16 protein-coding genes are annotated in these 23,701 nt (G+C 74.7%); 7 read left to right on the top strand and 9 right to left on the bottom strand.

Annotated elements, in window-relative coordinates; genetic code table 11:
• Positions 1-86: 86 nt before the first annotated feature.
• The gene (locus ABZY91_RS05425; RefSeq protein ID WP_355399886.1) at positions 87-953 is read right to left on the bottom strand and encodes a helix-turn-helix transcriptional regulator; all 867 of its coding nucleotides are present in this window, start codon (positions 951-953) and stop codon (positions 87-89) included.
• 122 nt (positions 954-1,075) lie between these two features.
• On the opposite strand from ABZY91_RS05425, the gene ABZY91_RS05420 reads away from it, so the two are divergent.
• The 3 genes from ABZY91_RS05420 (at position 1,076) to ABZY91_RS05410 (ending at position 3,259) form a co-directional block, all read left to right on the top strand.
• Positions 1,076-2,110, top strand: coding sequence for a hypothetical protein (locus ABZY91_RS05420; RefSeq protein ID WP_355399884.1), 1,035 nt, complete (start codon positions 1,076-1,078; stop codon positions 2,108-2,110).
• Positions 2,111-2,320: 210 nt separating this feature from the next.
• A complete protein-coding gene (locus tag ABZY91_RS05415; protein ID WP_355399942.1) occupies positions 2,321-2,731 on the top strand; it encodes a phage tail protein in 411 nt (136 codons plus the stop codon).
• Positions 2,732-2,827: 96 nt separating this feature from the next.
• A complete protein-coding gene (locus tag ABZY91_RS05410; RefSeq protein WP_355399882.1) occupies positions 2,828-3,259 on the top strand; it encodes a GNAT family N-acetyltransferase in 432 nt (143 codons plus the stop codon).
• A 130-nt stretch (positions 3,260-3,389) separates the two neighbouring features.
• On the opposite strand, the gene ABZY91_RS05405 is transcribed toward ABZY91_RS05410, so the two are convergent.
• The 3 genes from ABZY91_RS05405 to ABZY91_RS05395 form a co-directional block, all read right to left on the bottom strand.
• Positions 3,390-5,126 (bottom strand): alpha/beta fold hydrolase, encoded by a 1,737-nt coding sequence (locus ABZY91_RS05405; protein ID WP_355399880.1) that lies wholly within the window; start codon positions 5,124-5,126, stop codon positions 3,390-3,392.
• Entirely contained in the window at positions 5,123-6,427 is a 1,305-nt protein-coding gene (locus ABZY91_RS05400; RefSeq protein ID WP_355399878.1) for a serine hydrolase domain-containing protein, read from the bottom strand. The genes ABZY91_RS05405 and ABZY91_RS05400 overlap by 4 nt, the downstream gene beginning before the upstream one ends.
• A 182-nt stretch (positions 6,428-6,609) precedes the next feature.
• Positions 6,610-7,710, bottom strand: coding sequence for an LLM class flavin-dependent oxidoreductase (locus ABZY91_RS05395; protein ID WP_329883479.1), 1,101 nt, complete (start codon positions 7,708-7,710; stop codon positions 6,610-6,612).
• A gap of 448 nt (positions 7,711-8,158) precedes the next feature.
• Here ABZY91_RS05395 and ABZY91_RS05390 point away from each other — a divergent pair, with 448 nt between their 5' ends.
• A complete protein-coding gene (locus ABZY91_RS05390; protein ID WP_355399876.1) occupies positions 8,159-9,616 on the top strand; it encodes a hypothetical protein in 1,458 nt (485 codons plus the stop codon).
• Positions 9,613-14,955, top strand: a complete 5,343-nt coding sequence (locus tag ABZY91_RS05385) for a hypothetical protein (protein ID WP_355399874.1) — start codon at positions 9,613-9,615, stop codon at positions 14,953-14,955. Before ABZY91_RS05390 ends, ABZY91_RS05385 begins: the two co-directional genes overlap by 4 nt.
• An 89-nt stretch (positions 14,956-15,044) precedes the next feature.
• Here ABZY91_RS05385 and glnII read toward each other — a convergent pair whose 3' ends face one another.
• From glnII to ABZY91_RS05365, 4 genes are all read right to left on the bottom strand, one after another.
• Positions 15,045-16,067, bottom strand: coding sequence for a glutamine synthetase GlnII (gene glnII / locus ABZY91_RS05380; RefSeq protein ID WP_329876257.1), 1,023 nt, complete (start codon positions 16,065-16,067; stop codon positions 15,045-15,047).
• A 169-nt stretch (positions 16,068-16,236) separates the two neighbouring features.
• Positions 16,237-17,361 carry an SCO1860 family LAETG-anchored protein gene (locus tag ABZY91_RS05375; protein ID WP_355399872.1) on the bottom strand — a complete coding sequence of 375 codons (1,125 nt, stop codon included), beginning with the start codon at positions 17,359-17,361 and terminating at the stop codon, positions 16,237-16,239.
• A gap of 316 nt (positions 17,362-17,677) precedes the next feature.
• A complete protein-coding gene (locus ABZY91_RS05370; RefSeq protein WP_329876261.1) occupies positions 17,678-18,355 on the bottom strand; it encodes a uracil-DNA glycosylase in 678 nt (225 codons plus the stop codon).
• A 115-nt stretch (positions 18,356-18,470) separates the two neighbouring features.
• Entirely contained in the window at positions 18,471-19,562 is a 1,092-nt protein-coding gene (locus tag ABZY91_RS05365; RefSeq protein ID WP_355399869.1) for an amidohydrolase family protein, read from the bottom strand.
• 96 nt (positions 19,563-19,658) lie between these two features.
• Between ABZY91_RS05365 and ABZY91_RS05360 the strand changes: the two genes are divergently transcribed.
• Positions 19,659-20,759 (top strand): aminotransferase class V-fold PLP-dependent enzyme, encoded by a 1,101-nt coding sequence (locus ABZY91_RS05360; protein WP_355399867.1) that lies wholly within the window; start codon positions 19,659-19,661, stop codon positions 20,757-20,759.
• A gap of 185 nt (positions 20,760-20,944) precedes the next feature.
• Entirely contained in the window at positions 20,945-22,597 is a 1,653-nt protein-coding gene (locus ABZY91_RS05355; RefSeq protein WP_355399865.1) for a phosphonate degradation HD-domain oxygenase, read from the top strand.
• 109 nt (positions 22,598-22,706) lie between these two features.
• Here the strand turns inward: ABZY91_RS05355 and ABZY91_RS05350 are convergent, their stop codons facing one another.
• Positions 22,707-23,492 carry a GntR family transcriptional regulator gene (locus ABZY91_RS05350; protein WP_329876269.1) on the bottom strand — a complete coding sequence of 262 codons (786 nt, stop codon included), beginning with the start codon at positions 23,490-23,492 and terminating at the stop codon, positions 22,707-22,709.
• Positions 23,493-23,701 lie beyond the last annotated feature (209 nt).

Here is a 23,701-nt window from a genome sequence, read left to right as displayed (position 1 = left end):
CCCCCCGGCAGCCAGGTGACCCCGGCCGGAATCCCGTGTCCGGCGTCGGCGGAACGATCGCGGTCGTCCGGACGACCGGGCGGCGGTCAGGCCCGGACGGCGGACGGGGCGAGGCGACGCAGGCGGTCACCGGTCTCCGCGTCACGCGCCGTCAGCACCACCAACTGCAGCCCGCCGGACGCCTGCAGCACCACCTGGTCGATCCGCAGCATCCCCAACTCCTCGTGCAGCAGGTCCTTCTCCGCCCCGGCGCGCTCCAGCACCTGGTGCTCGTCCAGCCAGCGGTCCGCCTCCGGGTACGCCGCCCGCAGCCGCCTGATCAACCGGGCCAGCGGCCGCGCCGCCGGCGCACCGTCGCCGCCACGCTCGGCATAGGCGGAGCGCAGCTGCGCCAGGGTCCGGCGGGCATGGTGCTCCCAGTCCACCGTCCGGGCGCGGTGCAGGGGGCTGGCGAACACCACCCAGGCCAGGTTGCAGTCCTCCGGCTCCCGGCCGGACAGCCCGAACAGCGCCTCCGCGCCCGGATTCCAGGCCCGGACGGCCCAGTCCGCGTCCATCACGAACGCCGGCGCCGGCCACTGGGCGTGCATCAGCCGCAGCAGCGGCGCCGGCACGTCTCCCGCCGCGTCGGACCCCACCGCCCCGGGAGCTCCGGCCGCCCCCGGATGGCTCCCCGCCAACCGGAACAGGTACGCCGTCTCCGCCCGGTCCAGCCGCAACGTCCGGGCCAGGCTCGCCAGCACCTCCGGCGACGGGTTGATCGCCCGCCCCTGCTCCAGCCAGGTGTACCAGGTCACCCCGACACCCGCGAGCAGCGCCAACTCCTCGCGCCGCAGCCCGGGAGTGCGCCGCCGCACCCCCGGCGCCATCCCGACGTCCTCCGGCGTCAGCCGGGCACGCCGGCTGCGCAGGAAGCTCGACAGCGCGCTCCGCCGCGTCTCCGCGTCGTCCATTCCCCCGCCCGCCCCTTCCCTGGTAGTCGCACTGCCAGTATCCACAGACACTGCCGCCCTCCGGACCGCCCCGCGAGGCTGAGGGCACCAGCCGGACGCACCACCTCGCAGGGAGACATCCGATGACCCGTCACCTCCTCCGCACCGCCGCCGTCACCGCTACGGCGGCCGGCCTCCTGCTCGGCACCGCCGGGGCTCTGCCGGCCTCCGCCCACGGCGGCCACGGGGGCCGGGGCCCGGCCGTGATCGCGGGCCACGCCCCGACCCTCGTCCCGGAGGGAGCCACCTGGGACCAGGACCGTCAGCGCTTCCTGGTCGGATCGCTGCGCCACGGCACGGTCTCGGTCGTCCGCCCGGGCGGCGGTGTCCGCACGCTGATCGACGAACCTGACACGCTGGTCTCGGTGATCGGCCTGCACGTCGACCGGGCCCGCGGCCGGGTCCTGCTGGCCAACGGCGACAACGGCCTCGGCACGCGCACCTCCGCCGCGACCGCCGGGCGGCTGGCCGGCCTCGGCGCCTACGACCTGGAGACCGGCCGGCGACTCTTCTACGCGGACCTGGCCGCGGTGGCGGGCGACGGCGGCCCGCACTTCGCCAACGACGTGGCCTTCGGACCGGACGGGACCGCGTACGTCACCGACTCGCTCGCCCCGATGGTGTACCGGATCGGCACGGACGGCACGGCCTCGGTCCTGGTCCGCGACGCCCGGCTGACCCCGGCGCCCGGCGGCTACGGCCTGAACGGCATCGTCCTCCGGGACGGCCGGCTGATCATCGGCAAGTGGGACGACGGCACGCTCTGGCAGGTGCCGGTGCACCGGCCGGCGGACCTCCGCCCGATTCCGGTCACGGGAGGCCCCGGCACGGGCGGGCCGGGCGCGCTGCTGCACCTGGACGGGTTGCTCGGCCGCCCCGACGGCAGCATCGTCGGCGCGACCAACGACCTGGCCGGCGCGGGCCGCGACGCCTCGGTCGAGCTCCGCTCCACCGACGGCTGGCGCACCGCCCGGCTCACCTCCGTCCGCCCCTCGGCCGACCTCTCGCCGACGGCCGTCACGCCCGGCCCCGGCGGCGGCGTGTACGCGCTCTCCGGCCGGCTGGACCTGGCGTTCGCCGGCACGCCGGGCGACACCTTCTCCCTGCGGCGGATCTGAGCGGGGCGGGCGGAGCCGGGGCGGGTCGGGTCGGGTCGGGCCGGGTCGGGGCGGGCCGGGTCGGGGCGGCGGCCCGCCGGATCCGCCGCGGCGCGTCTCGCCCGCACGGGTTACGGAGAGCCGGAACTGACGCTCCGTGGCATAGATTCGCCCGTTACGAGCAGCAGTCCGCGCCGCGCCGTGCGGCCGACCCCGGGAGCGTCCGTGTCGATGCCCGTCTACCGCTACAAGCTCTCCGTCGAAGGGCGGGACCACCTCTTCCACGACGTCTCCGGGCTGGAGACGTCCTACGAGGTCATCGAGCACAGGGACGGCTCGGGAACCACCCACCTGATGCCCGGACAGCGGAGGACGGCCACGGTCTCCCTGCGCCGGGGCTCGGCCGACGGCTACCAGGCCCTGTGCGACTGGATCGACACGATCGGCCTCAACACGGTCGACCGGAAGGACGTCACGGTCTCGCTGCTGAACGGCCCCCGCACCCCGGCGGTGAGCTGGACGGTCACCGACGCGTTCCCGAGCACCCTCACCTCCCTGGTCCACGGCGACGGCGCCGACCGGCCCGTCATCGGCGAACTCGTCCTGCGGTCCCCCCTGGTCGTCCCGCGGTTCGGGGCCTGAACTCCCGAACCGCGGCCCCGGGCGAGGAGGCACGGCCGCCCCGGGGCCTGCGGATATCCGGTGGATCGGCGCGGGAGCCTCTGGTTGGATCCCGCCATGACCAGTGACCTCCCCGACAGCTACGAGATCTCCACCGACCCCGGGCGCCTCGACGGCGCGCTGATCCACCGGTGGCTGTCGGAGGACTCCTACTGGGCCCGGGGCCGCCCCCGCGAGAAGCAGGACTCCGCCGTCGCGGGATCGCTCAACTTCGGTGTCTACGACCGCGCCGCCGGCACCCAGCTCGGCTACGCCCGCGTCGTCACCGACCTGGCCACCTTCGCCTGGCTCTGCGACGTGTACATCGCCCCCGCCGCGCGCGGCAAGGGCCTGGGCACCGCGCTGGCCACCGCCGTCCGCGACCACCTCGCCCCCTACGGCCTGCGCCGCGTCCTGCTCGCCACGGCGGACGCCCACGAGGTCTACGCCAAGGTCGGGTTCACACCGCTGGAGACACCGGAGAAGTGGATGGCCCTCGGCGAGCAGTGAACCGGCGGGCCGTGAGCCCGCGGGCAGTGCGCCCGCGGGCCGCCACGGCCGGGCGGAGACACCGGCCCGGCCTGAGACACGGGTCACGGGTCACGGGTCACGGGTCACGGGTCACGGCCGGAGCGTACGGCTACTTGGTGCAGGTCCGGTCCCCCTTCGGCAGCCTGCCACTGGCCAGGTACGCGTTGACCGTGTCGTCCACGCACGCGTTGCCGTACATCCCGTAGAGCGCGTGCCGGTTGGCGCCCTTGAGCGTCAGCAGGCGGGAGCCGGGCAGCAGCCCGTGCAGCGCGACGCTGTCCCGGTAGGTGGTGCGCGGGTCCCCGGTGGCGGCGACGATCAGCACCTCGGCGTCGCTCCGCACCTCGGTGCGCGCCTCGCGCGGGCGGTCCCAGAAGGCACACGGGTTGATGTTGTTGAGCATCGGACCGAGCAGCGGGTGTTCGGCCCGGGTGCGCTCGACGCCCCGCCAGTACGACTCGGGGTCACGCGGCGCGGTGCCGTCCGCGCACATGATCGCCTGCTGGGAGCTGCCGGTCGCCGACCCCTCCGCGCCGAACGCGAACCGCAACACGGCGGCGAACGCCTCCGACGGCCGGGCCGGCCGGCCCGCCGCGGCCTCGGCCAGCACGGCCATCTCTTCGGCGAGGTCCGCGCGCGCCTCGTCCGTGTCGTCCGCGATCCCGGCGAAGAGCAGGAACGGCACCCGGGTGTCGTCGACCAGGAAGGTGCCGGTGCCGCTGCCGACGGCCAACGGCGCGCGCGCCGACGCCTCGACGGTCCGCCGGATCCCGGCGATCACCTCCTCCCCGGTCCGGCCGAGCCCGTAGGTGTCGTGGCGGGCCGCCGCCCAGGCGACCCAGTCGGCGAGCGCCTGCTCGTTCTCCGCCAGCAGGCCCGGGAACAGGCGGGGCCCGTACGTGCGCGGGTCGAGCGCCCCGTCGAGGACCACCCGGTCGTAGCGGCCGGGGAACATCTGGGTGTAGACGGTGCCCAGGTAGGTGCCGTACGAGACGCCCAGGTAGGAGATCCTCCGCTCACCGAGCGCGCCCCGGACGACGTCCATGTCGCGGGCCGTGTTGCGGGTGCTCGCGTGCGGCAGCAACGACCCTGCCGCGGCACGGCACTTGGCGGCCAGGTCCTTCTGGAAGGCGACCTGCCGGTCGAAGCTCGCCCGGCCGAGGCCCGCCGAGGCGAGGCTGGTTCCGACCGGCCAGCCGCAGTCCAGCGGGGTGCTGCGCCCCACGAAGCGCGGGTCCATGCCGATGATGTCGTAACGTGCGGCGGTCTCCTTGAGCGCCGCCTGCACGCGCGGCGGAGTGCCGAGGGTCTCGCCGCCCGGGCCGCCGTCGTTGAGCAGCATCGCGCCGATCCGGTGGCGGGTGTCGGTGCCCTTGATCCGGGAGATCGCGACGGTGATGGTGCGGCCCCGGGGGTCGCCGTAGTCGAGCGGGACGGTCACGTCCGCGCAGCGCGCGCCCGCCTGCTCCAGGGCCGCGCCGTCCTTGTCGTCCGGCCCCTCGACGCAACTGCGCCAGTCGAGACGCTGGTTGTAGTAGCGGTCCAGCCCGCGGGGGGCGGAGGTCGCGGACGCGGAGGCGTCGGAGTCGCCGGACGTGGAGGCGTCGACGGACGCGGCCTGGGCGGGGCCGGTCGCCGCGGACACCACCGCCACGCAGGCCGCGAAGGCGAGGCCCGCCGCCGTGGCCCGGCGGACGGCGGTCGACGCCCCGGTTCCGGCCGGGCGCCGCCCGCCCGCACGACGGGGGCGGGCGGCCCGGCTCTCGGTGGAACGGCCGGCGGCGGTACGGGCCTCGCCGGAACGGGCCTCGGCGGAACGGCTCTCGGCGGTACGGCGGTCGCTCATGACGTCTCCTCGGTCGCATCGGATCCGCCACCGACCGGCGCGCAGAACGCGGCGGTCGCGACGGCACGGAAGTCCTGCTCGGCCTGCTCGGTGCGGGGGACCTCGGTGAGGGCGAGGGCGAGACTGCGGCCGCCCGGCCCGACCGCGGCGAGCGTCCGGTGCCCGCCCGGCATCGTCCCGCCGTGGCCCCACCACCAACCGCCGCACTCCAGCGGGCTAACGATCAGCCCGAGCCCGTACCGGGCACCGGGCCAGAGGCGGTCCGGGTCGGCGGGCACGGTGCGCTTCATCTCGTCGAGCCAGCGCGCGGGCAGCAACCGGCCGCCCAGCAACGCCCGGAAGAACCGGTCCACGTCGGCGGGCGTGGACACCAGCGCGCCGCCCGCGCCGCCGAAGCTCGCGTTCCACTCGGTGCCGTCGATGCGCGGGGCGCCCTCGGGTGCGGCGTGGTCGACGTAGTAGCTGCGCGAGTGCGGGCCCCGGATGCGGAGCTCGTCGCCCGGCCAGTAGGTGTCCCGCAGGCCCAGCGGGCCGATGATCCGGCGTTGCAGCTCCGCCTCGAAGGGGCGGCCGGTGACCTTCTCGACCAGGAGGCCGGCGATCACGGAGTTGGTGGTCGAGTAGGACCACGCCTTCTCCGGGTGCGGCAGGGTGAGCCCGATCGCGACCAGCTCGCGCGGCTCGAAGTGGCGGAACCGCCATGCGTCCACGGGCAGTCCGACCAGCGCCTCGGTGTAGTCGGGGAGACCGCTGGTGTGCTGGAGCAGTTGGCGGACGGTGATCCGGCCGCCGTCGTAGCCGTTGCCCCGGACCAGTCCGGGCAGGTGGCGTTCGACGGTGTCGTCCAGGCCGATCCGGCCCTCGGCGGCGAGTTGGACGACGAGCGTGGCGGTGAACGTCTTGGTGACGCTGCCGATCCGCAGCCGGTCCTCCGCCCGCATCGGGCGGCCGGTCGCCAGGTCGGCGACGCCGCGGGCGGCGGTCCGGCGCCCGCAGCGGGGATCGGTGAACTCGGCGGCCGCGCCGGGGACTCCGTCGCTTCCGACCAGGGTGTCCAGAGCCGCTCCGACGGCCGCGCGGGTCGCCGCGCACGCACCCGGCACGGCAGCGGCGGCCCCGACCCCGGCCTCGGCCTCGGCCTCGACGGAAGCGGAAACGGGAGCCGAGGAGCCGGCGGCCGACGCGGCGGGGGTGCCCGCGAGCGCCGAGGCGGCCAGGGCGGCGGCGAGCACGGGCCCCCACCGCGCCGGCCGCCGCGCACCCCGGAGGGTTCTCCGGAGCATCATGTGATGGTGTGTCATGTCGTCAACGCTAGGAACCGGGCGCCCGGAGTTCACGACGGCACGCCCCCGGATCCGACCGGGGGACATCCCCACCCTTCACGTCCCCTTTCGGGCAGAACGGACCGGACGGCCGGCCCCGCGCACCCGCCCCACCCGACCCCGACCCCGACCCCGGACCTGGCGGGCCGGCCCCACCGGAGCTACTCCGGCCGCCGCCACAGGTTGCGCCGCGCGAGGAGCGGCAGCACGCCCTCCCCGAACCAGTACGCCTCCTCCAGGTGCGGCATCCCGCTGAGCACGAACTCCTCGATGCCCAGCTCGTGGTACTCCGTGATCAGGTCGGCCACCTCCCGGTGGCTGCCGACCAGCGCCGTCCCCGCGCCGCCCCGCAGCAGCCCGATGCCCGCCCAGAGCCCCGGGTGGACCTCCAACCGCGCCGCCGAACCGCCGTGCAGGGCCAGCATCCGGCGCTGCCCCTCGGACTCGCTCTCCGCGAGCGCGCGCTGGGTCTCCCGGATCCGCACCGGGTCCATCGCCGCCAGCAGCCGCTCGGTCTCGGCCCACGCCTGCGCCGAGGTGTCCCGGGTGATCACGTGCAGCCGGATCCCGAACCGCACCACCCGGCCCTGCGCGGCGGCCAGTTCGCGGATCCAGGTGATCTTCTCCCGCACCTGCGCGGGCGGCTCCCCCCAGGTGAGGTAGACGTCCGCGTACCGGGCGGCCACGTCGCCCGCCGCCGGCGACGAACCACCGAAGTACACGGGCGGCACCTGGTCCGGCAGCCGGTTCAACACGGCCCGCTCCACGCGGAGATGGGGCCCCTCGTGGTCGACGGTCTCGCCCGCCCAGAGCCTGCGCGTGATCGACAGGAACTCGCCGGTCCGCGCGTACCGCGCGTCCTTGTCGAGGAAGTCCCCGTACGCGCGCTGCTCCGCCGACTCACCGCCCGTCACCACGTTGAGCAGCAGCCGGCCGCCGGACTGCCGCTGGTACGTCGCCGCCATCTGCGCGGCCAGCGTCGGACTGATCTGCCCCGGCCGGAACGCCACCAGGTACTTGAGCCGCTCCGTCACCTGGGTGAGCATCGCCGTCGTCAGCCAGGCGTCCTCGCACCAGGCGCCGGTCGGCGTCAGCGCCCCCTCGAACCCCAACTGCTCCGCGCTGCGGGCGATCTGACCCAGGTAGGCGACGGACGGCGGCCGGTCCGCCCCGGCGGTCCCGGGCGTCGAACCGTGCCCGCCGCCGACGACGTGCCGGCTGTCGCCGTTGGTGGGCAGGAACCAGTGGAAGGTCAGGGACATGAACACACACTCCGGTGCCGAGAACGCCTGTGGGGAGGGGAGGGAGCAGCACTCACCGACGACAGGCGGCCGCGCACACCCGCACCAGGTCCACGTGCAGGCGCCGCACGAGGCACCCGGAGGCAGCGGCGGAGGCGGCGGGGGCGGTCATGCGGGCGATTATCCGCCCACGACCGGCACGGATCAAGAGACCGTCGCCGGCGCCCTCGGCCTCGGTCTCGCCCCGACCGAACAGCAGAACGGGATGGGCACACCCGATCCACCCGCCCCGGGCATGTGTCTCGACTTGGCCACCATGCGGCCGGAACCCTACGCCCCCGGCCCTCCCGGACCGGACCATGGGCCTCGACAACGCGGCGTCGGAAGTGCGTTCCCGGCCAGGGGGGTTGGGTCGACAACACCGCGACGCCGCCGTCAGCACCAGGACACCGATTCGAGTGGAGTGAGCGTGACACGCAGGCACCTCGTGTACGTCCTGCCGGGCATCGGCGGCAGCGTACTGGAACGTCCGCGGGCGGGCGGACGGCCGGGAACGGCCGTCTGGGACGCGGGGTTCGGCGACATCGCCGGCCTCCTCACCCGACCCGGCCGTCTCACCCCCGACCGGCCGCTCCGGCCCACCGGCCTGATCCACTCTCGACGGCTGCTGCCCGGCTGGACCGTCGTCCCCGGCTACGAGCGACTCCTCGACGGCCTGCGCGCCCTGCCCGGCGTCCGGCTCGACGAGGGCCACCCCGACCGGCGCGACCCGGCCGCCAACGTGGTCGCCTTTCCCTACGACTTCCGGCTCGGCGTCGCCCACGCCGCCCGACTGCTCGCCGCCGACGTCCACGAACGCCTCCAGGACCACAGCGAGGCCGAACGCGCCGGCCGCGTCGTCGTCGTCGCCCACTCGATGGGCGGCCTGGTGGCCCGCCACTGGCTCGGCGTCCTGGAGGGCTGGCCGCTCTGCCGCGCCCTGATCACCCTCGGCACCCCGCACCGGGGCGCCCCCAAGGCCCTCGACGTCCTGGCCAACGGCGTCCGGGTGGCCGGGATCCGGCTCGACGAGGTCAGTAACCTGCTCCGTACCTGGCCCGGAGTCGCCGATCTGCTCCCCCGCTACCCCGCCGTCCTGGACACCACCACCGGCACCCCCCGCTACCCGCTCGATCCGGCGCTCCCCGACCTCGGCGAGTACGCGGCGGCCGCCTTCGCCGTGCACAAGGACATCGAGGACGGCTGGCGGAACATCCCACGCGGCCCCGATGCCCCCGAAGTCCGGCCACTGCTCGGCTGGAGCCACCGCACCCCCGGCGCCGCGCACTGGGACGGCGAGCGGCTCACGGTGACGAAGACCGTGCCCGACTGGCTCGACCTCGACGGCTGGGAGAAGGACCACGGTGACGGCACCGTCCCCGCCTACTCCGCCGTCCCCCTGGAGATGAGCGGCCACGACACCTCCGGCTGGCGCGCCCGCGACCGGCACGGGCCGATCGGCTCCGCCCCCTGGATTCCCGCACTGGTCGAGGCCTACGAACGGCGCGCCGCACTCGCCGCCGTCCGCGGCGAGGAACGGCAGACCTCGCTCGGCCTCGACCTGGACGAACTCCACCAGGCCGGCGCGCCCGTCCCGCTCCGGGTCGGACTGCACCGCCACACCGCGCCCGACAGCGGACCCGGTGCCGGGCCCGTCAGTCGGCCCGGCGACGAGCCACCCACGGTGTGGGCGTCCCTCCGGCAGGCCGAAGCCCCCGGTCGGCGGACCGCCGAGGTCAAACTGGACTGGGACACCGCCGAAGGCTGCTACCACACCGAGCTGCCCGGCCAGCAACCCGGCCTCTACGACCTCAAGGTGACCGCGAGCGCCGTCCCCGGCGCCGGCGACCTCACCGTCACCGACACCATCGCGGTGGTGGCCCCGTGACCTCGTGGCCCCATTGGAACCAGGAGGGCGAGGACGCCGCCCTCGCCAAGTACGTCCGCCCCGACGAGGTCGCCGCCCTCGTCCGCCTCCCCGGCCCCGCCGGCGGCAGCCGCCTCGACCAGGCCCGCGCCGTGTACGAGGCCCTGGCGGACGCCGGCATCACCTACTCGTACGAGGCACCGAGCGGCGAAGCCGGCCGGCAGGTCGTCCGGCAGCCGGCCGAAGTGCTGTGGAGCCCCCGGCACGCCACCTGCCTCGACCTCGCCCTCGTCCTCGCCGCCGCCTGCCTGCACGCCGGCCTGCACCCGTTCGTGCTCCTCGTCGACCCTCCCGGCGGCAGCGGCCCCGGCCACGCCCTGCTCGGTGTCCGCGTCGACGACCCCGAACCCGGCGAGCCGTGCCCACCGGACACCGACCTGTGGACCGAACGGCCGGAGGACTGGGACGAACTCGTCCGCGCCGAGGTCCACGGCCCGGCCCGCCCCCTGCTCGTCCTCGACCCCGTCGGCCTCGCCCACGCCCTGCCCACCTCCCCGATCGCCGGCACCGGCGCCGCCTTCGCCGACGCCGCCCGCACCGGCGCCAGGTACGCGGCCCACTGGCGGTGGCGCACCGCCCTCGACATCGCACGGCTCCGGCGGGCCGAGGACGCCCACACCCCGTCGGTACACCGGGCCGACGACCCGCTGCGCGCCCCGTACCTGCCGTTCGACCCACAGGTCCACCGCCCGCTGCGGCTGCTGCGACCCGAGCACAACACGGTGCGGTTCCAGGCGCGCGACGAACTCACCGTCCTGACCGACTGGTGCCTGTCGGTCGCCGAGGGGCAGCACACCGGCGTCGCCGTCGTCCACGGCGTCGGCGGCGCGGGGAAAACCCGGCTGGCCCTCGAAGTCGCCCACCGGCTCGCCGAGCAGCACGACTGGTACGCGGGCTACCTGCGCAAGGACACTCCCGGCCTCGACTGGCTGGGCGTCGTCGTCTCACCCACGCTCGTCGTCCTCGACTACGCCGACGCCCGGCCCGCCGAGGCCCGCGAACTGTTCAGGGTGCTGCGCCGCCGCGCCGAACGCGGCGCCGCGCCCGCCGTGGTCCTCATGACCGCCCGCTCCACCGACGGGCAGTGGCTGCCCGACCTGCGCCGGGCCTGGCTCGGCGACGGCCACCCCTGCCGCGAACGCCCACCGATGATGCTGCCGCCCGAGCACCCCGACGGGCGGGCGCTGGCCCGGCGCGCCGTCGAGGCGTTCGGTCCCGGTGCCCGGGCCCTCACCCCGAAGGACCTCGCCGACGCCGCCCCGCAGGACTGGACCACACTGGACCGCCTGCTGCTCGCCTTCCTCGCCTCCCGCACCCCGGACCGGGAGCGGCTCCCCACCAGCCGCGCCGAACTGTACGAGGAGGTACTCGACCACGAGCGCTCGTACTGGGCCCAGGTCTACCGGCGGGCCACCGGCACCACCGGCGACGCGCCGCTCGACGTCCTCGACCGCGCCGTCACCTGCCTCACCCTGCGCGCGCCCACCGGCCGGAAGGAGACCTCCGCCGCCCTGCGCGCGGTCGAGGAGCTCGCGGACGACGCTCGGTGGCGGGAACAGATCCGCGGCACGCTCACCGACTGCCTCCAGCCCGCCCCCGGCGAACCGCTCGCCCTCCGGCCCGACCCGATCGCCGACCACCTCACACTGCGTACGCTCCAAGCGGACGAGGAGCTGCTGACGGCGGCCCTGGACGGACTCGGCGAGGACCAAGTGATCAGCGCACTACGCCAGTTCAACCGCGCGGCGGCCGCCGACCAGGGCGCGGCGGCGGGTATGCTCGCCGACTGGACCGTTGCCGGGGCGGAGCGCTGGCGCACCACCCTGGAAGTGGCCACGGACCAGGGCGGAGCGGTCCTGGAAGCACTCGGACGGCTCGTCGACGCGCCGGAGGCACCGGTCTGGCTCGCCGAGCTGGCGGAGACCATCCCGTTCACCTCGATCGGGGTTCCGCACCTGGCGCTCCGGGCGGAGCAGCGCCGGCTGGACGCGGCCCGTGCGGCGACCGGGACGACGGAGCACGAGACAGGTGTCCTCCTCAACCGCCTGGGACGACGCCACTCCCACGCCGGGAACAGGGCCGAGGGACTGGCCTCCTTCGCCGAGGCCGTCGGACTCTACCGCCGGCTCGTGGTGGCCACCCCCGATGCCGCCGTGCTCCTCGACGGCCTCACCGCCTCCCTCAACAATCTCGCCGTCCAACAGTCCGACGTCGGCGACCGGGCAGCCGCCCTCGCCACCATCACCGAAGCCGTCGGCCACTACCGCCGGCTCGCCGACAGCGACCCCGGCTACCTCCCCGCCCTCGCCAACTCCCTCAACAACCTGTCCACCCAGCAGTCGGCCGACGGTGACGGACCGAGCGCCCTGACGACCGTCACTGAGTCCGTCACCCTCTACCGCCGGCTCGCCGACAGCGACCCCGTGCACCTCCCCCCGCTGGTCGGCGCTCTCATCAACCTCGCAGCCGACCAGTCCGCCACGGGCGACCGGAGAGGCGCCCTGGACACCATCACCGAGGCCGTCTCCCTCTACCGCCGGCTCGCCGACGCCGCCCCCACCACCCACCTGCCCCGCCTCGCCACCAGCCTGAGCAATCTCGCCAAGCACCGGTCCGACCTCGGCGACCCGGCCGGTGCACTCGCCGCCGCCGACGAGGCCGTCAGCATCCGCCGCCTCCTCGTCGACGCAAATCCGGCGGTCTTCCTCCCCGACCTCGCCACCGGCCTCCACGGCCTCGCCAGGTGCCGGACCGACCTCGGCGACCGGACGGGCGCCCTCGACGCCTCCAGCGAGACAGTCGCCATCCGCCGGCGCCTCGTCGACGCCGCCCCCGCCGCGCACCTCCCCGACCTCGCGGAGTCCCTCAACAACCACTCCGTCCACCAGTCCAACCTCGGTGACCGGAACGCAGCCCTCGCCACCATCACCGAAGCCGTCACCCATTACCGCGCGCTCGCCGACACCGACCCACACGCCCACCTCCCCGGCCTCGCTCGATCCCTCAACAACCTCGCCAACCACCAGTCCGACGTCGGCGACCGGGCAGCCGCCCTGACCTCCGCCACCGAAGCCGTCACCCACTACCGCACGCTCGCCGACACCAACCCCCACGCCCACCTCCCCGAACTCGCCCGATCCCTCAACAACCTCGCCAACCACCAGTCCGGCCGCGGGAAGTGGGAAGCCGCCCTGGCCTCCTCCACCGAAGCCATCGGCATCCGTCGACGCCTCGCCGACGCCGCTCCCACCACCCACCTCCCCGACCTCGCGGAGGCCCTCGACAACCTCTCCAGCCGGCAGGCCGAGCACGGCGACCGGGCAGCCGCCCTGACCTCCGCCACCGAAGCAGTCACCCACTACCACACGCTCGCCAACACCAACCGCGCCGCCTACCTCCCCCGGCTCGCCGGCGCCCTCAACAACCTCGCGACCCGGCAGGCCGAGCACGGCGACCGGGCAGCGGCCCTGACCTCCGCCACGGAGGCGGTCGGCCACTACATCGAGCTCGCCGACACCGGGCCCTCCCCCGACGCCTTCCTCATCAAGCTCGCCGACGCCCTCTGCACCCTCTCCGCCCAACAGGCCGACAACGGCGACCGGTCTGCGGCCCTGGCCACCGCCACCGAAGCCGTCACGATCTGTCGCCACCTCGCCGACACCGACCCGGCCGCCTCCCTCCCGCACCTCGCCGGCGCCCTCAACAACCTGGGCATCCACCAGTCGGGCGCAGGCGACGACACGGCGGCCCGGGCCTCCGCCACCGAGGCCGTCACCCTTTACCGCGCGCTCGCCGACACCGACCCCGACGCCTTCCTCCCTGACCTCGCCGGCGCCCTCAACAACCTCGCCAACGAGGAGCACCGGACGGGGAACAGCCGGACCGCGCTGGCCTCCATCACCGAGGCCGTCGCCCTCTACCGCGCGCTCGCCGACAGCAACCCCGACGCCTTCCTCCCCGACCTCGCCGGCACCCTCGGCAACCTGGGCGTCCAGCAGTCCAGCTCGGGCGGCAACGCGACGGCCCTGGCCACCTCCACCGAAGCAGTCACCCTCTACCGCGCGCTCGCCGACACCAATCCAGCCGCTTACCTCCCCGCCCTCGCGGGCAACCTCGGCAACCTCGCCAACCAACAGTTCGACCTCGGGGACCGGGCCGGGGCCCTCGCGTCCACCGCCGAAGCCGTCGGCCACCACCTGCGCCTCGCCGAAGTAGACCCCGCCGCCTTCCTCTCCGGCCTCACCACCAGCCTCCATGCCCTCGCCGCGCAGCAGGCCGACGCCGAACCCGTGCACGCCGCCTGGCGGGACGCCGTGACCGCCCTGCGCGGCCACCCCCTCCCGCAGGCGGTCCTACGAGCCCACTACGCTTTCTGGCTCGCCGGACGGGGCGACCGCCGGGGCGCACTCGAACTGCTCGTCGAGGCCACCGGCGCCGCCACTGACGGTGAACCGCGTCAGCTGGGCGCCGCCAGACTGGAGATCCGCACGCTGGTGTCCCATCTCCCCGCTCTCGGGAGCGGTCTGCCCGGCTGGGCCACCGACCCCCTTCCGAGCGACTTCGTCCGTCTCCTCGATGCCTGGGGGAGCCATGAGGGCTGGCCCGACACCGAGAGGTTCCTGCAAGCCCATGCCGACGGCCTCCGGACGCCCGCCTCACGGCGCCTCCTGCGCCTGGCCGGCGAGGTCTTCCCCGGGGACCAAGACATCGCCGACATCACCGCCGTGCTCGACGACATCGACGCCCTGGGCCTCCCCGCAGTCCTCGCCGCCGGCCGGCGCGAGCACGACGCGCTGGCCCTCGCGGCGGCCTGGGCGGCCGTCCCCACCTGGCCCGAGTCCCACGCGTTCCACGCCGCGCACCGGTCGGAACTGCACGACCCCCGGTTCTCCGAGGTGCTCTCGCAGGTGGACGACCCGGAGGTCCGCCAACACCTCGCGATCGTCCGCCTGGCCCGGGTCATGCCGCTACAACAGGTCTACGGGATCGTCACCGACCCCGACCTCGCCGTCGCCGAGGCACTCGCGGCCGTCGAAGCCGCGGACCTCGGCCGTCTCGACGCGGTCAGGACCGCCTGCCCGGAGCTACTGAACCACGCCTCCGGCGGGCTGTTCGCACTGGTCCTCATGCTCGGCGCGGACAAGGCCGACGCCGCACGCGAGATCGCCGGGGTGATCACCGAGACCGCCGGCCCCGTCCAGCGCGAGGCGTACGCCATCCACCTGCGCAACCTGGCGCGGCGTCTGCCGGAACTCGCCGCTCTCGCCCGTGAACTGGCGGACGTCATCCACTCCGGCTGACCCCGACCACGCGAAAAGCCCGCCGGGCCTCCCCCATGCAGCAGGGGGAGGCCCGGCGGGCGCTTCAGCTGTTACCGGTGAGCGGTGGCTCAGACCTGGCCGGCCTTCTCCAGCGCGGCGCAGCAGGTCTTGATCAGCAGGCGGGTGACCACGTACGGGTCGACGTTGGCGTTCGGGCGGCGGTCCTCGATGTAGCCCTTCTGGTCCACCTCGACCTGCCACGGGATGCGGACCGACGCGCCGCGGTTGGAGACGCCGTAGGAGTAGACGTTCCACGGGGCGGTCTCGTGCTTGCCGGTCAGGCGGGACTGGATGTCGTCGCCGTACTGGCTGACGTGCTCCAGCACGATCTCCTGGGAGGCGCCGAGCGACTCGCAGGCGGTGATGATCGCGTCGTAGCCCTCGCGCATCGCCCGGGTGGAGAAGTTGGTGTGCGCACCCGCGCCGTTCCAGTCTCCCCTGGCCGGCTTGGCGTCGAGGGTGGCGTCGATGCCGAACTCCTCGGCGGTGCGGTAGAGCAGGTAGCGGGCGATCCACATGTCGTCGGAGGCGGTCAGGGCGTCGACCGGGCCGATCTGGAACTCCCACTGGCCGGGCATGACCTCGGCGTTGATGCCGCAGATGGCGAGGCCGGCGTCCATGCAGCGGTCGAGGTGCAGCTCGACGATCTCGCGGCCGAAGACCTCCTCGGCGCCGACGCCGCAGTAGTAGCCGCCCTGCGGGGCCGGGAAGCCGCCCTCGGGGAAGCCGAGCGGGCGGGAGCCCTTGAAGAAGGTGTACTCCTGCTCGATGCCGAAGATCGAGTCCTGCGCCGCGTACTGCTCGGCGACGGTGCGCAGCAGGGCGCGGGTGTTCGACTCGTGCGGGGTGCCGTCGGTCTCGTGGACCTCGCAGAGGACGAGGATGTTGTCGCCGCCGCGGATCGGGTCCTTGGTGACCTTGACCGGCTCCAGCACTCGGTCCGAGGCGTGGCCTTCGGCCTGGTTGGTCGAGGAACCGTCGAAGCCCCAGGTGGGGATCTTGTCGGCGTTCGGCAGGACCCGAGTCTTGGAGCGGAGCTTGGCGGTCGGCTTGGTGCCGTCGATCCAGATGTACTCGGCCTTGATTGCCACGGCGGTGTCCCTCGCAAACTGAGTGGTGGGTGCCCGCGTAGCGTCGCAAGCCGCCGTTTCCCGGTTGTTCCTCTCATGTAACGCCCATGTGAACCAACCGTCCGCGTCGGCACCGTCACCGTGCGGGAGTGCCGCAGATGACACTCCCGCACGGGATCCGGGGCGGGTTTCAGCGCCTGCGGGCGTGGGCGGCGACAGCGGCCCGGCGACGGCGGGTGGCCCAGAGGGCGCAGGCGCCGGCAGCGACCAGGGCGGCGGCTCCGACGGCGAGCGGGGCGGTGGAGTCACTGCCGCCGGTGGCGGCGAGGTGGTCCGCCGCGGCCGGGGCGGCGGAGGCCGGACGGCGGGCGGCCTGCGTACCGGTGGCGGACGGCGGGGCGGCAGCGGCCCGGCCGGTACCGGCGGCGGCGGTGGGAGTGCCGTCCCCCACCGGCCGGGCCGCGGGCACCTCCGCGGGCGGGGCCACGGCCGGGGCGGTGGTGGGCGCCGGGGCGGAGGGCGTCGGCACCGGCTTCTCGCAGCTCACCGAGGCGACCGTGACGGTCCCGGTCACCTTGGCGACGTTGAGGCTGAGCGGGTTGACCTCCACCCGCACCTCCAGGGCCGAGGCGGCGGCCGTCGTCGAGGTGGTGGTCTTCTTGGAGAACTCGACCGAGACGCTGCCGACCAGCGGGACGTCCACCCTGGTCGGCCCGTACAGGCTGACGGTGACGGGCTTGCCGAGGAGGGTCAGCTTCGCGGGGGCCACCACGTCGGCGGTCGGCCGCCCGTCGACCGGACAGGTGGCGGTGGCGCTGAGCGCCTCCAGGCCGAGCAGGGTGGTGGCGGGGAGGCCGGGGGCGTGGACGTCCGCGTTGACCAGCTGGACGGCGGCGAAGGCGCCCCTGGCGTCGACCCTGGTCACCGACTTTCCGAGGTCGGCCCTGACCAGGGTGACCGGGCCCTGCTGGTCGACGCCTTCGACGACGGCGGTGAGGACGGACCCCTCCCTCTGCGCGGGGGTCTCGACCTTGTTGAGTGCGATGTTCACCGGAACGTCCACGGTCTTGTTCAACAGGCTGACGTCCAGGTCGAGTTCGGCGGTGACGGCGCGCGCCTTGCCGGCGGAGGGCGCCGGGGAGGCCCCCGTGGAGGCCGCCGGTGCGGCCGGTGTCGCCGGGGACGCACCCGACGCCCCCGGCGCACCCGGTGCGGTGGCGTGGGCGACGGACGGCACGACGGACGCCGGGACTATCAGCGCCGCCACCGCGAGGGCGGCGACGGTGACGGCGGGAACGGAACGGTACGAGGACATGGCGGTACCCCCACGGGTGGTGACGAGGAGGAGCGCACCTCCGACATCACCCGCCCGCGGGGGCGGGGCCAAGGGGCTGGCGCTCCGAACGACGAGCCGCCAGTCTTCTCGAACAATCCGTCACATGAGTCACACAGAACGTCATTTCACTCGTTCGGGTGAGGTTGACGCCCAGGAACACCACGGCCCGCCGCAACGGCCTCCGGCCTCCGGCCTCCGGCCACGACCACCGGCACGGCAGTCGGGCACGGCAGCCGGACACGGCAGGCCACGGCAGGCCACGGCAGGCCACGGCAGCCGGGCGACGGCAGCCCGGCTACGGCAGTCGCCAGTCCACCGGCTGCGCACCCTGCCGCGCCAGCAGTTCGTTGGCCCGGCTGAACGGGCGCGAGCCGAAGAAGCCGCCGTTCGCCGAGTAGGGGCTCGGGTGCGCGGACTCGATCGCCGGGATCTCCCCCAGCAACGGACGCAGGTTGCGCGCGTCACGGCCCCAGAGAACCGCCACCAGCGGGCCGCCGCGCGACGCGAGCGCACGGATCGCCTGCTCGGTGACCTCCTCCCACCCCTTGCCCCGGTGCGCGGCGGGCTTGCGCGGCGCGGTGGTGAGGGCGCGGTTCAGCAGCAGGACGCCCTGCTGCGTCCAGGGGGTGAGGTCCCCGTTCGAGGGCTGCGGGAGACCGAGGTCGTTCCCGTACTCCTGGAAGATGTTGATCAGACTGGCCGGGATCGGGCGGACGTCCGCCCCCACCGAGAAGCTGAGGCCGACGGCGTGGCCGGGGGTGGGGTACGGGTCCTGCCCGACGATCAGCACCCGCACATCGGCGAAGGGCTGTTGGAAGGCGCGCAGCACGTTCGGCCCGGAGGGCAGGTACGTGCGGCCGGCCGCCAGTTCGGCGCGGAGGAAGTCGCCCATGGCGGCGACCCGCCCGGCCACCGGCTCCAGCGCGGTGGCCCACCCGGGCTCGACGATCTCATTCAGTGGACGCGGTGCCATGGGCGTAACCCTATCGGCCTACAACGACAGCCCGTTCACCCGGATGATCTTCGGCCCGCCCGGCCGCCGACGGCCGCGCGCCGCCCCCGTGCCGCCCCCGCGCCGTCCGCCGGCCTCACCCCACCGGACTCCCGCGCAGCACCACCTGGCGCGGGTCGGCGAGCACCCGGACGTCCGCCCGCGGGTCCTCCGCGTACACCACGAAGTCGGCCGACGCCCCCTCCTCCAGGCCCGGACGGCCCAGCCACTCCCGCGCCGACCAGGTGGCCGCCGAGAGCGCCTCCGCCGGGCTCAGCCCGGCCTTGACCAGCTCGGCCACCTCGTCGGCGACCAGGCCGTGGGCGATCGAGCCGCCCGCGTCCGTCCCGACGAAGATCGGGATGCCCGCGTCGTGCGCGGCGCCCACGGTGTCGTAGCGGCGGGCGTGCAACCGCCGCATGTGGGCGGACCAGGCCGGGAACCTGAGGTCGCCGCCGAGCGCCAGGCGCGGGAAGGTGGCGATGTTGACGAGCGTCGGGACGATCGCGACGCCGCGCTCGGCGAAGGCCGGGATCAGTTCCTCGGTCAGGCCGGTGGCGTGTTCGACGCAGTCGATGCCGGCCGCCAGCAGGTCGGGCAGCGATTCGGCGGCGAAGCAGTGCGCGGTGACCCGCGCACCCTCCTCGTGCGCCGCCGCGATCGCCTCGGCCAGGGCGTCGCCGGGCCAGCAGGCGGCGAGGTCGCCGCGCTCCCGGTCGATCCAGTCGCCGACCAGCTTCACCCAGCCGTCCCCGCGGCGCGCCTCGGCCCGGACGTAGGCGGTGAGGTCGCCGGGCTCGATCTCGTGCGCGTAGTTGCGGATGTAGCGACGGGTGCGGGCGATGTGCCGGCCGGCCCGGATGATCCGGGGCAGGTCCTCGCGCTCGTCGATCCACCGGGTGTCGGCGGCCGAACCGGCGTCACGGATCAGCAGCGTGCCGGCGTCGCGGTCGGTGAGCGCCTGCTTCTCGCTGGTGGCGGCGTCGACGGCGCCGTGCGCGTCCAGGCCGACGTGGCAGTGCGCGTCCACCAGACCGGGCAGCACCCAGCCGTCCACCGTCCGGACGTCACCGGCCGCTGCGGGGCGGTCGAAGGTCACCCGGCCGTCCACCACCCAGAGTTCGTCGCGGACGTCCTCCGGACCGACCAGCACCCGACCCCGGACGTGCAGCACCGTGCCATCGCTCATGGCCCGCACTCTACCGACGACGGCATTCCCTGTGAGGACCGCCGATGGGGCAGACTCGTTCCGGTCACCGTTCCCCCACGTGAGAGGCCCGACCCCGTGACCCCCTACCTCGACCTGCCCCCGTTCAGCGCCGCCGACTTCGCGGCCGTCGAGGACCAGGTGGCCGCGCTGCTGCACACCACCGCCGACGTGATCGTCACCCAGGGCGAGGCCCTGCTGCCGCTGGAGGCCGCGATCCGGGGCGCCGCGCACCCGGGGTCGACCGCGCTCAACATCGTCACCGGACCGTACGGGCAGACCTTCGGCGGCTGGCTGCGCGACTGCGGGGCGAACGTCGTCGACCTCGCCGTGCCGTTCGACACCGCCGTCACCGCCGGGCAGGTGGCCGAGGCGCTCGCCGCGCACCCGGAGGTCGACTTCGTCTCCCTGGTGCACGCCGAGGCCGCCACGGGCAACACCAACCCGGTCGCCGAGATCGCCGCCGTCGTGCGCGCGCACGGGGCGCTGCTGATGCTGGACGCGGTCGCCTCGGTGGCCGCCGAACCGCTGCTCACCGACGCCTGGGGCGTCGACCTGTGCGTGATCGGCGGCCAGAAGGCGATGGGCGGGCCGGCCGGGGTCTCCGCCGTCTCCGTCTCCGCGCGGGCCTGGGAGCGGATCACCGCCAACCCGGCCGCCCCGCGCCGCTCCTACCTCTCCCTCCTGGATTGGAAGGAGCGCTGGACGGACGCCGGACGGACGGTCCTGCCGCACGCGCCGGCCCAGCTGGAGATGCTCGCGCTCGGCGCCTGCCTGGACCGGATCGAGGCGGACGGGCTGCCCGCGGTGATCGCCCGCCACGGCGCGGCGTCCGCCGCCGTCCGGGCCGGCGTCCGCGCCCTCGGCACCCTCGCCCCGTTCGTCCCGGACGACGCCCACGCCGCCCCGGTGGCCACCACCCTGCGCACCCCGGCCGGCCTGGACGCCGCCGCACTGGCCGCCGAGCTCCGCCGCCTCGACCCGACCCTCCCCGTCCAGGCCGGTGGCGGCGCACTCGCCGCCGGGATGCTCCGCGTCAACCACTACGGCCCGGCCGCCTCCCCCGAGACGGTCCGAGCCACCCTCACCGCCCTGGCCACCGCCACCGGCACCGACGCCACCTCCGCCCTCAAGGCGGCGGAGGCCGCCTGGGAGGCGGTCGGCCCCTCCTTCGGGTGACCGAACCCCCCGCCCGGCCGGGCCACCCCTGCCCCGGCCGGGCCACGCCTCACCACCCCTCGGGAGCTTCTGTTCCCGAGGGGTTCATCGTTTCGCCACGCGGATCTCACCGGCGCCCGAGAGGCTCCTCACAACGCAAAGTTGGCTATACAACTTCACTCGTGAGACCGACCAGGAGGAACCCCATGCCCGAGCTTCCGCCGTACTGGCTGCGCGACAACTGCCCCTGCGCCGAATGCCGCGACCCGCGGAACGGGCAGAAGCTGTTCCAGATCACCGACCTGCCGGACGACCTCGCGATCGCCGCGCAGACCGAACAGGGCACACAGACCGAGCAGGACGGGCAGAACGGGCAGGACGGGCAGGGCGGGCACCTGGAGGTGCTCTGGTCGGACGGGCACCGGTCCCGCTACCCGCTGGAGTGGCTGGCCGGGGCGGCGCCCGGCGGCGGGGCCGGCGGCACCGTCGACGGCGACGGGCGGACGGAGGCCGACAAGCGCCTCTGGACGGCGGCGGACTTCGCGGACGGCCTCCCGGAGGCGGAGTGGACGGCCTACCTGGCCGACCCGGCGGAGCGCGCCGCCGTCCTGGCCGCCGTACGCCGGTCCGGCTTCGCCGTGCTGCGCGGGGTGCCTGCGGTGGAACGGCAGGTGCTCGCCGTCGCCGGGACCTTCGGGTACGTGCGGGTCACCAACTACGGCGAGCTGTTCGACGTCCGGGTCGAGCCGGACCCGAACAACCTGGCCTTCACCAGCGCGGCGATCACCCCGCACACCGACAACCCGTACCGCGACCCGGTCCCCACCCTCCAGCTGCTGCACTGCCTGGAGAACTCGGCGACCGGCGGGGACTCCGGCCTGGTGGACGGGTTCAAGGCCGCCGCGGTCCTGCGCGAGGAGGCTCCGGAGGCCTTCGCGGTGCTGACCCGCACGCCCGTCCCGTTCGTCTTCCGCGACCGGGACACCGAACTGCGGGCCGACCGACCGCTGATCGGGGTGGATCCGCTCGGCCGGATCCGCGAGGTGCGGTTCAACAACCGCTCGATCGGCACGCTGCGCGGGACCGCCCGGGAGCTGGACGCGTTCTACGACGCCTACCGCCGGTTCGCCGCGATCACCCTCCGCCCCGAGCTGCAGCTGGAGTTCCGGCTGGACCGGGGCGACTGCCTGATCTTCGACAACGTCCGCCTGATGCACGCCAGGACGGCCTTCGAGAAGGACGGCCACCGCCACCTCCAGGGCTGCTACGCCGACCTGGACTCGCTGGCCAGCACCCTCGCCGTACTGGACCGCCGGGCAGCCGCGCTGGACGCGATCGCCGAGCTGTTCGCGGGCGAGGGCGCCGGCGAGTACCTGGGCGAGGCGGTGACCATGGCCGAGCACATGCTCCAGGCCGGCGCGCTGGCGGAGGCGGCCGGGGCGGCCCCGCACCTGGTCGCGGCGGCGCTGCTGCACGACGTCGGCCACTTCCAGGGGGCTCTGCACGGACGGGACCTGATGGAGGGTCAGGACAACCGGCACAGCGACACGGGTGCGGACTGGCTGGCCCGCTGGTTCGGCCCGGAGGTCACCGACCCGGTCCGCCTGCACGTGGCCGCCAAGCGCTACCTGTGCGCGGTCGAGCCGGGCTACCGGGCGCGGCTGTCCGAGGCCTCCGAGTACACGCTCCGGGTGCAGGGCGGCCCGATGTCCGAGGAGCAGGCCGCGGCCTTCGCCGCGCGCCCGGGCGCCGAGGACGCGGTGGCGGTCCGCCGCTGGGACGAGCAGGCCAAGGAGGCCGACGCGGACACCCCGGGCTTCGCGCACTTCCGCCCGCTGCTGGCCGCGTTGATGCGCTGAACCTCCGGAGGGCGGACGGGAACGGGGTGGTGGGCCGACCGGCCCACCACCCCGCCGCGCGCTCCGGCCCCCGAGCCGCGAACGCCGTGCGCATCCCCCCGCCGAGGGTTCAGTCCACTTCCCGGGCGTGCCGGGAGAGCGCCGACGCGGCCAGCGAGTTGTGCACGCTGAACGCCACCGTGCCGGGCAGGTAGCGGTCCTGGGACCACTCCACGGGGGTGCCGGTCGGGTCGGTGGTCCGCCGCCGCTCGCGCAGCAGCGGGCCGCCGCGGCGGCAGCCGAGCAACCGGGCGTCGTCCGCGTTGGCCACGACGATGTCGATGGTGTGGTCGGCGTCGGTGAACAGGATGCCGTGCTCGCGCAGGACTTCGGTGTGCGAGACGACGTCCGGCGGCAGTTCGGCGACGATCTCGCCGACCCGGGGCGGGTAGACCGTCCGCTCCACCATCACCGGCTTGCCGGAGAGGGTGCGCAGCCGGACCGTCACGTAGACGTCCGCGCCCTGCTCCAGGCGGAGCTGCTCGCGTTCGGCGGCGTCGGCCGGGCGGCGGACCAGCGAGTCGAGTATGCCGCCGGGCTCCTCCCCCATCGAGTACGCCCAGTGCGTGAAGCTGAGCAGTTCGGAGAAGCTCTGCACGCGGGCCGTTCCCAGCACCACCCGGCGGGTGCCCCGCCGCGAGGTGACCAGCCCGTCCGAGCGGAGCACGGCGAGCGCCTGGCGGACGGTGCCGCGCGAGACGCCGTACTGCTCGGCGAGCGCGCCCTCGGCGGGAAGCCGGCCGGCCTCGCCGAACGCGCCGGTGGTGATCGCCTCGCGCAGGTCGGCGGCGACCTTGCGGTAGAGCGCGCCGGTGGCGCGGTCCTCGGCGGCCGGACGGCCCGACTCCACTGCCACGTCAGTCAATGTCCCTCCAGGGGCGGTGTCCTGCACAGCCGTACCGGCGCGGACAGCCCGACCTTATCCCGCTGCGCCACCGAAGCATCGCACTCCGGCGATCATCCGCCGGCGACCTGATTCGACCGTTCCCGCAGCCGACCCCGGGACTGGGCCATCCGTTCACCTTCCCGTCATCGGGCTCCGGCGTACTTACCCCCGTCAGCGAA

Origin of the sequence: Kitasatospora sp. NPDC002965 (genome assembly GCF_040611255.1) — a bacterium.
Taxonomy (GTDB): domain Bacteria; phylum Actinomycetota; class Actinomycetes; order Streptomycetales; family Streptomycetaceae; genus Kitasatospora.
This window is presented reverse-complemented; position numbering and strand designations above follow the sequence as displayed.

What these genes read in the sequence shown, in the direction of transcription:
- ABZY91_RS05425 (WP_355399886.1), bottom strand. Translation starts at nt 953, where the DNA reads ATGGACGACGCGGAGACGCGGCGGAGCGCGCTGTCGAGCTTCCTGCGC.
- ABZY91_RS05420 (WP_355399884.1), top strand. Translation starts at nt 1,076, where the DNA reads ATGACCCGTCACCTCCTCCGCACCGCCGCCGTCACCGCTACGGCGGCC.
- ABZY91_RS05415 (WP_355399942.1), top strand. Translation starts at nt 2,321, where the DNA reads ATGCCCGTCTACCGCTACAAGCTCTCCGTCGAAGGGCGGGACCACCTC.
- ABZY91_RS05410 (WP_355399882.1), top strand. Translation starts at nt 2,828, where the DNA reads ATGACCAGTGACCTCCCCGACAGCTACGAGATCTCCACCGACCCCGGG.
- ABZY91_RS05405 (WP_355399880.1), bottom strand. Translation starts at nt 5,126, where the DNA reads ATGAGCGACCGCCGTACCGCCGAGAGCCGTTCCGCCGAGGCCCGTTCC.
- ABZY91_RS05400 (WP_355399878.1), bottom strand. Translation starts at nt 6,427, where the DNA reads ATGACACACCATCACATGATGCTCCGGAGAACCCTCCGGGGTGCGCGG.
- ABZY91_RS05395 (WP_329883479.1), bottom strand. Translation starts at nt 7,710, where the DNA reads ATGTCCCTGACCTTCCACTGGTTCCTGCCCACCAACGGCGACAGCCGG.
- ABZY91_RS05375 (WP_355399872.1), bottom strand. Translation starts at nt 17,361, where the DNA reads ATGTCCTCGTACCGTTCCGTTCCCGCCGTCACCGTCGCCGCCCTCGCG.
- ABZY91_RS05370 (WP_329876261.1), bottom strand. Translation starts at nt 18,355, where the DNA reads ATGGCACCGCGTCCACTGAATGAGATCGTCGAGCCCGGGTGGGCCACC.
- ABZY91_RS05365 (WP_355399869.1), bottom strand. Translation starts at nt 19,562, where the DNA reads ATGAGCGATGGCACGGTGCTGCACGTCCGGGGTCGGGTGCTGGTCGGT.
- ABZY91_RS05355 (WP_355399865.1), top strand. Translation starts at nt 20,945, where the DNA reads ATGCCCGAGCTTCCGCCGTACTGGCTGCGCGACAACTGCCCCTGCGCC.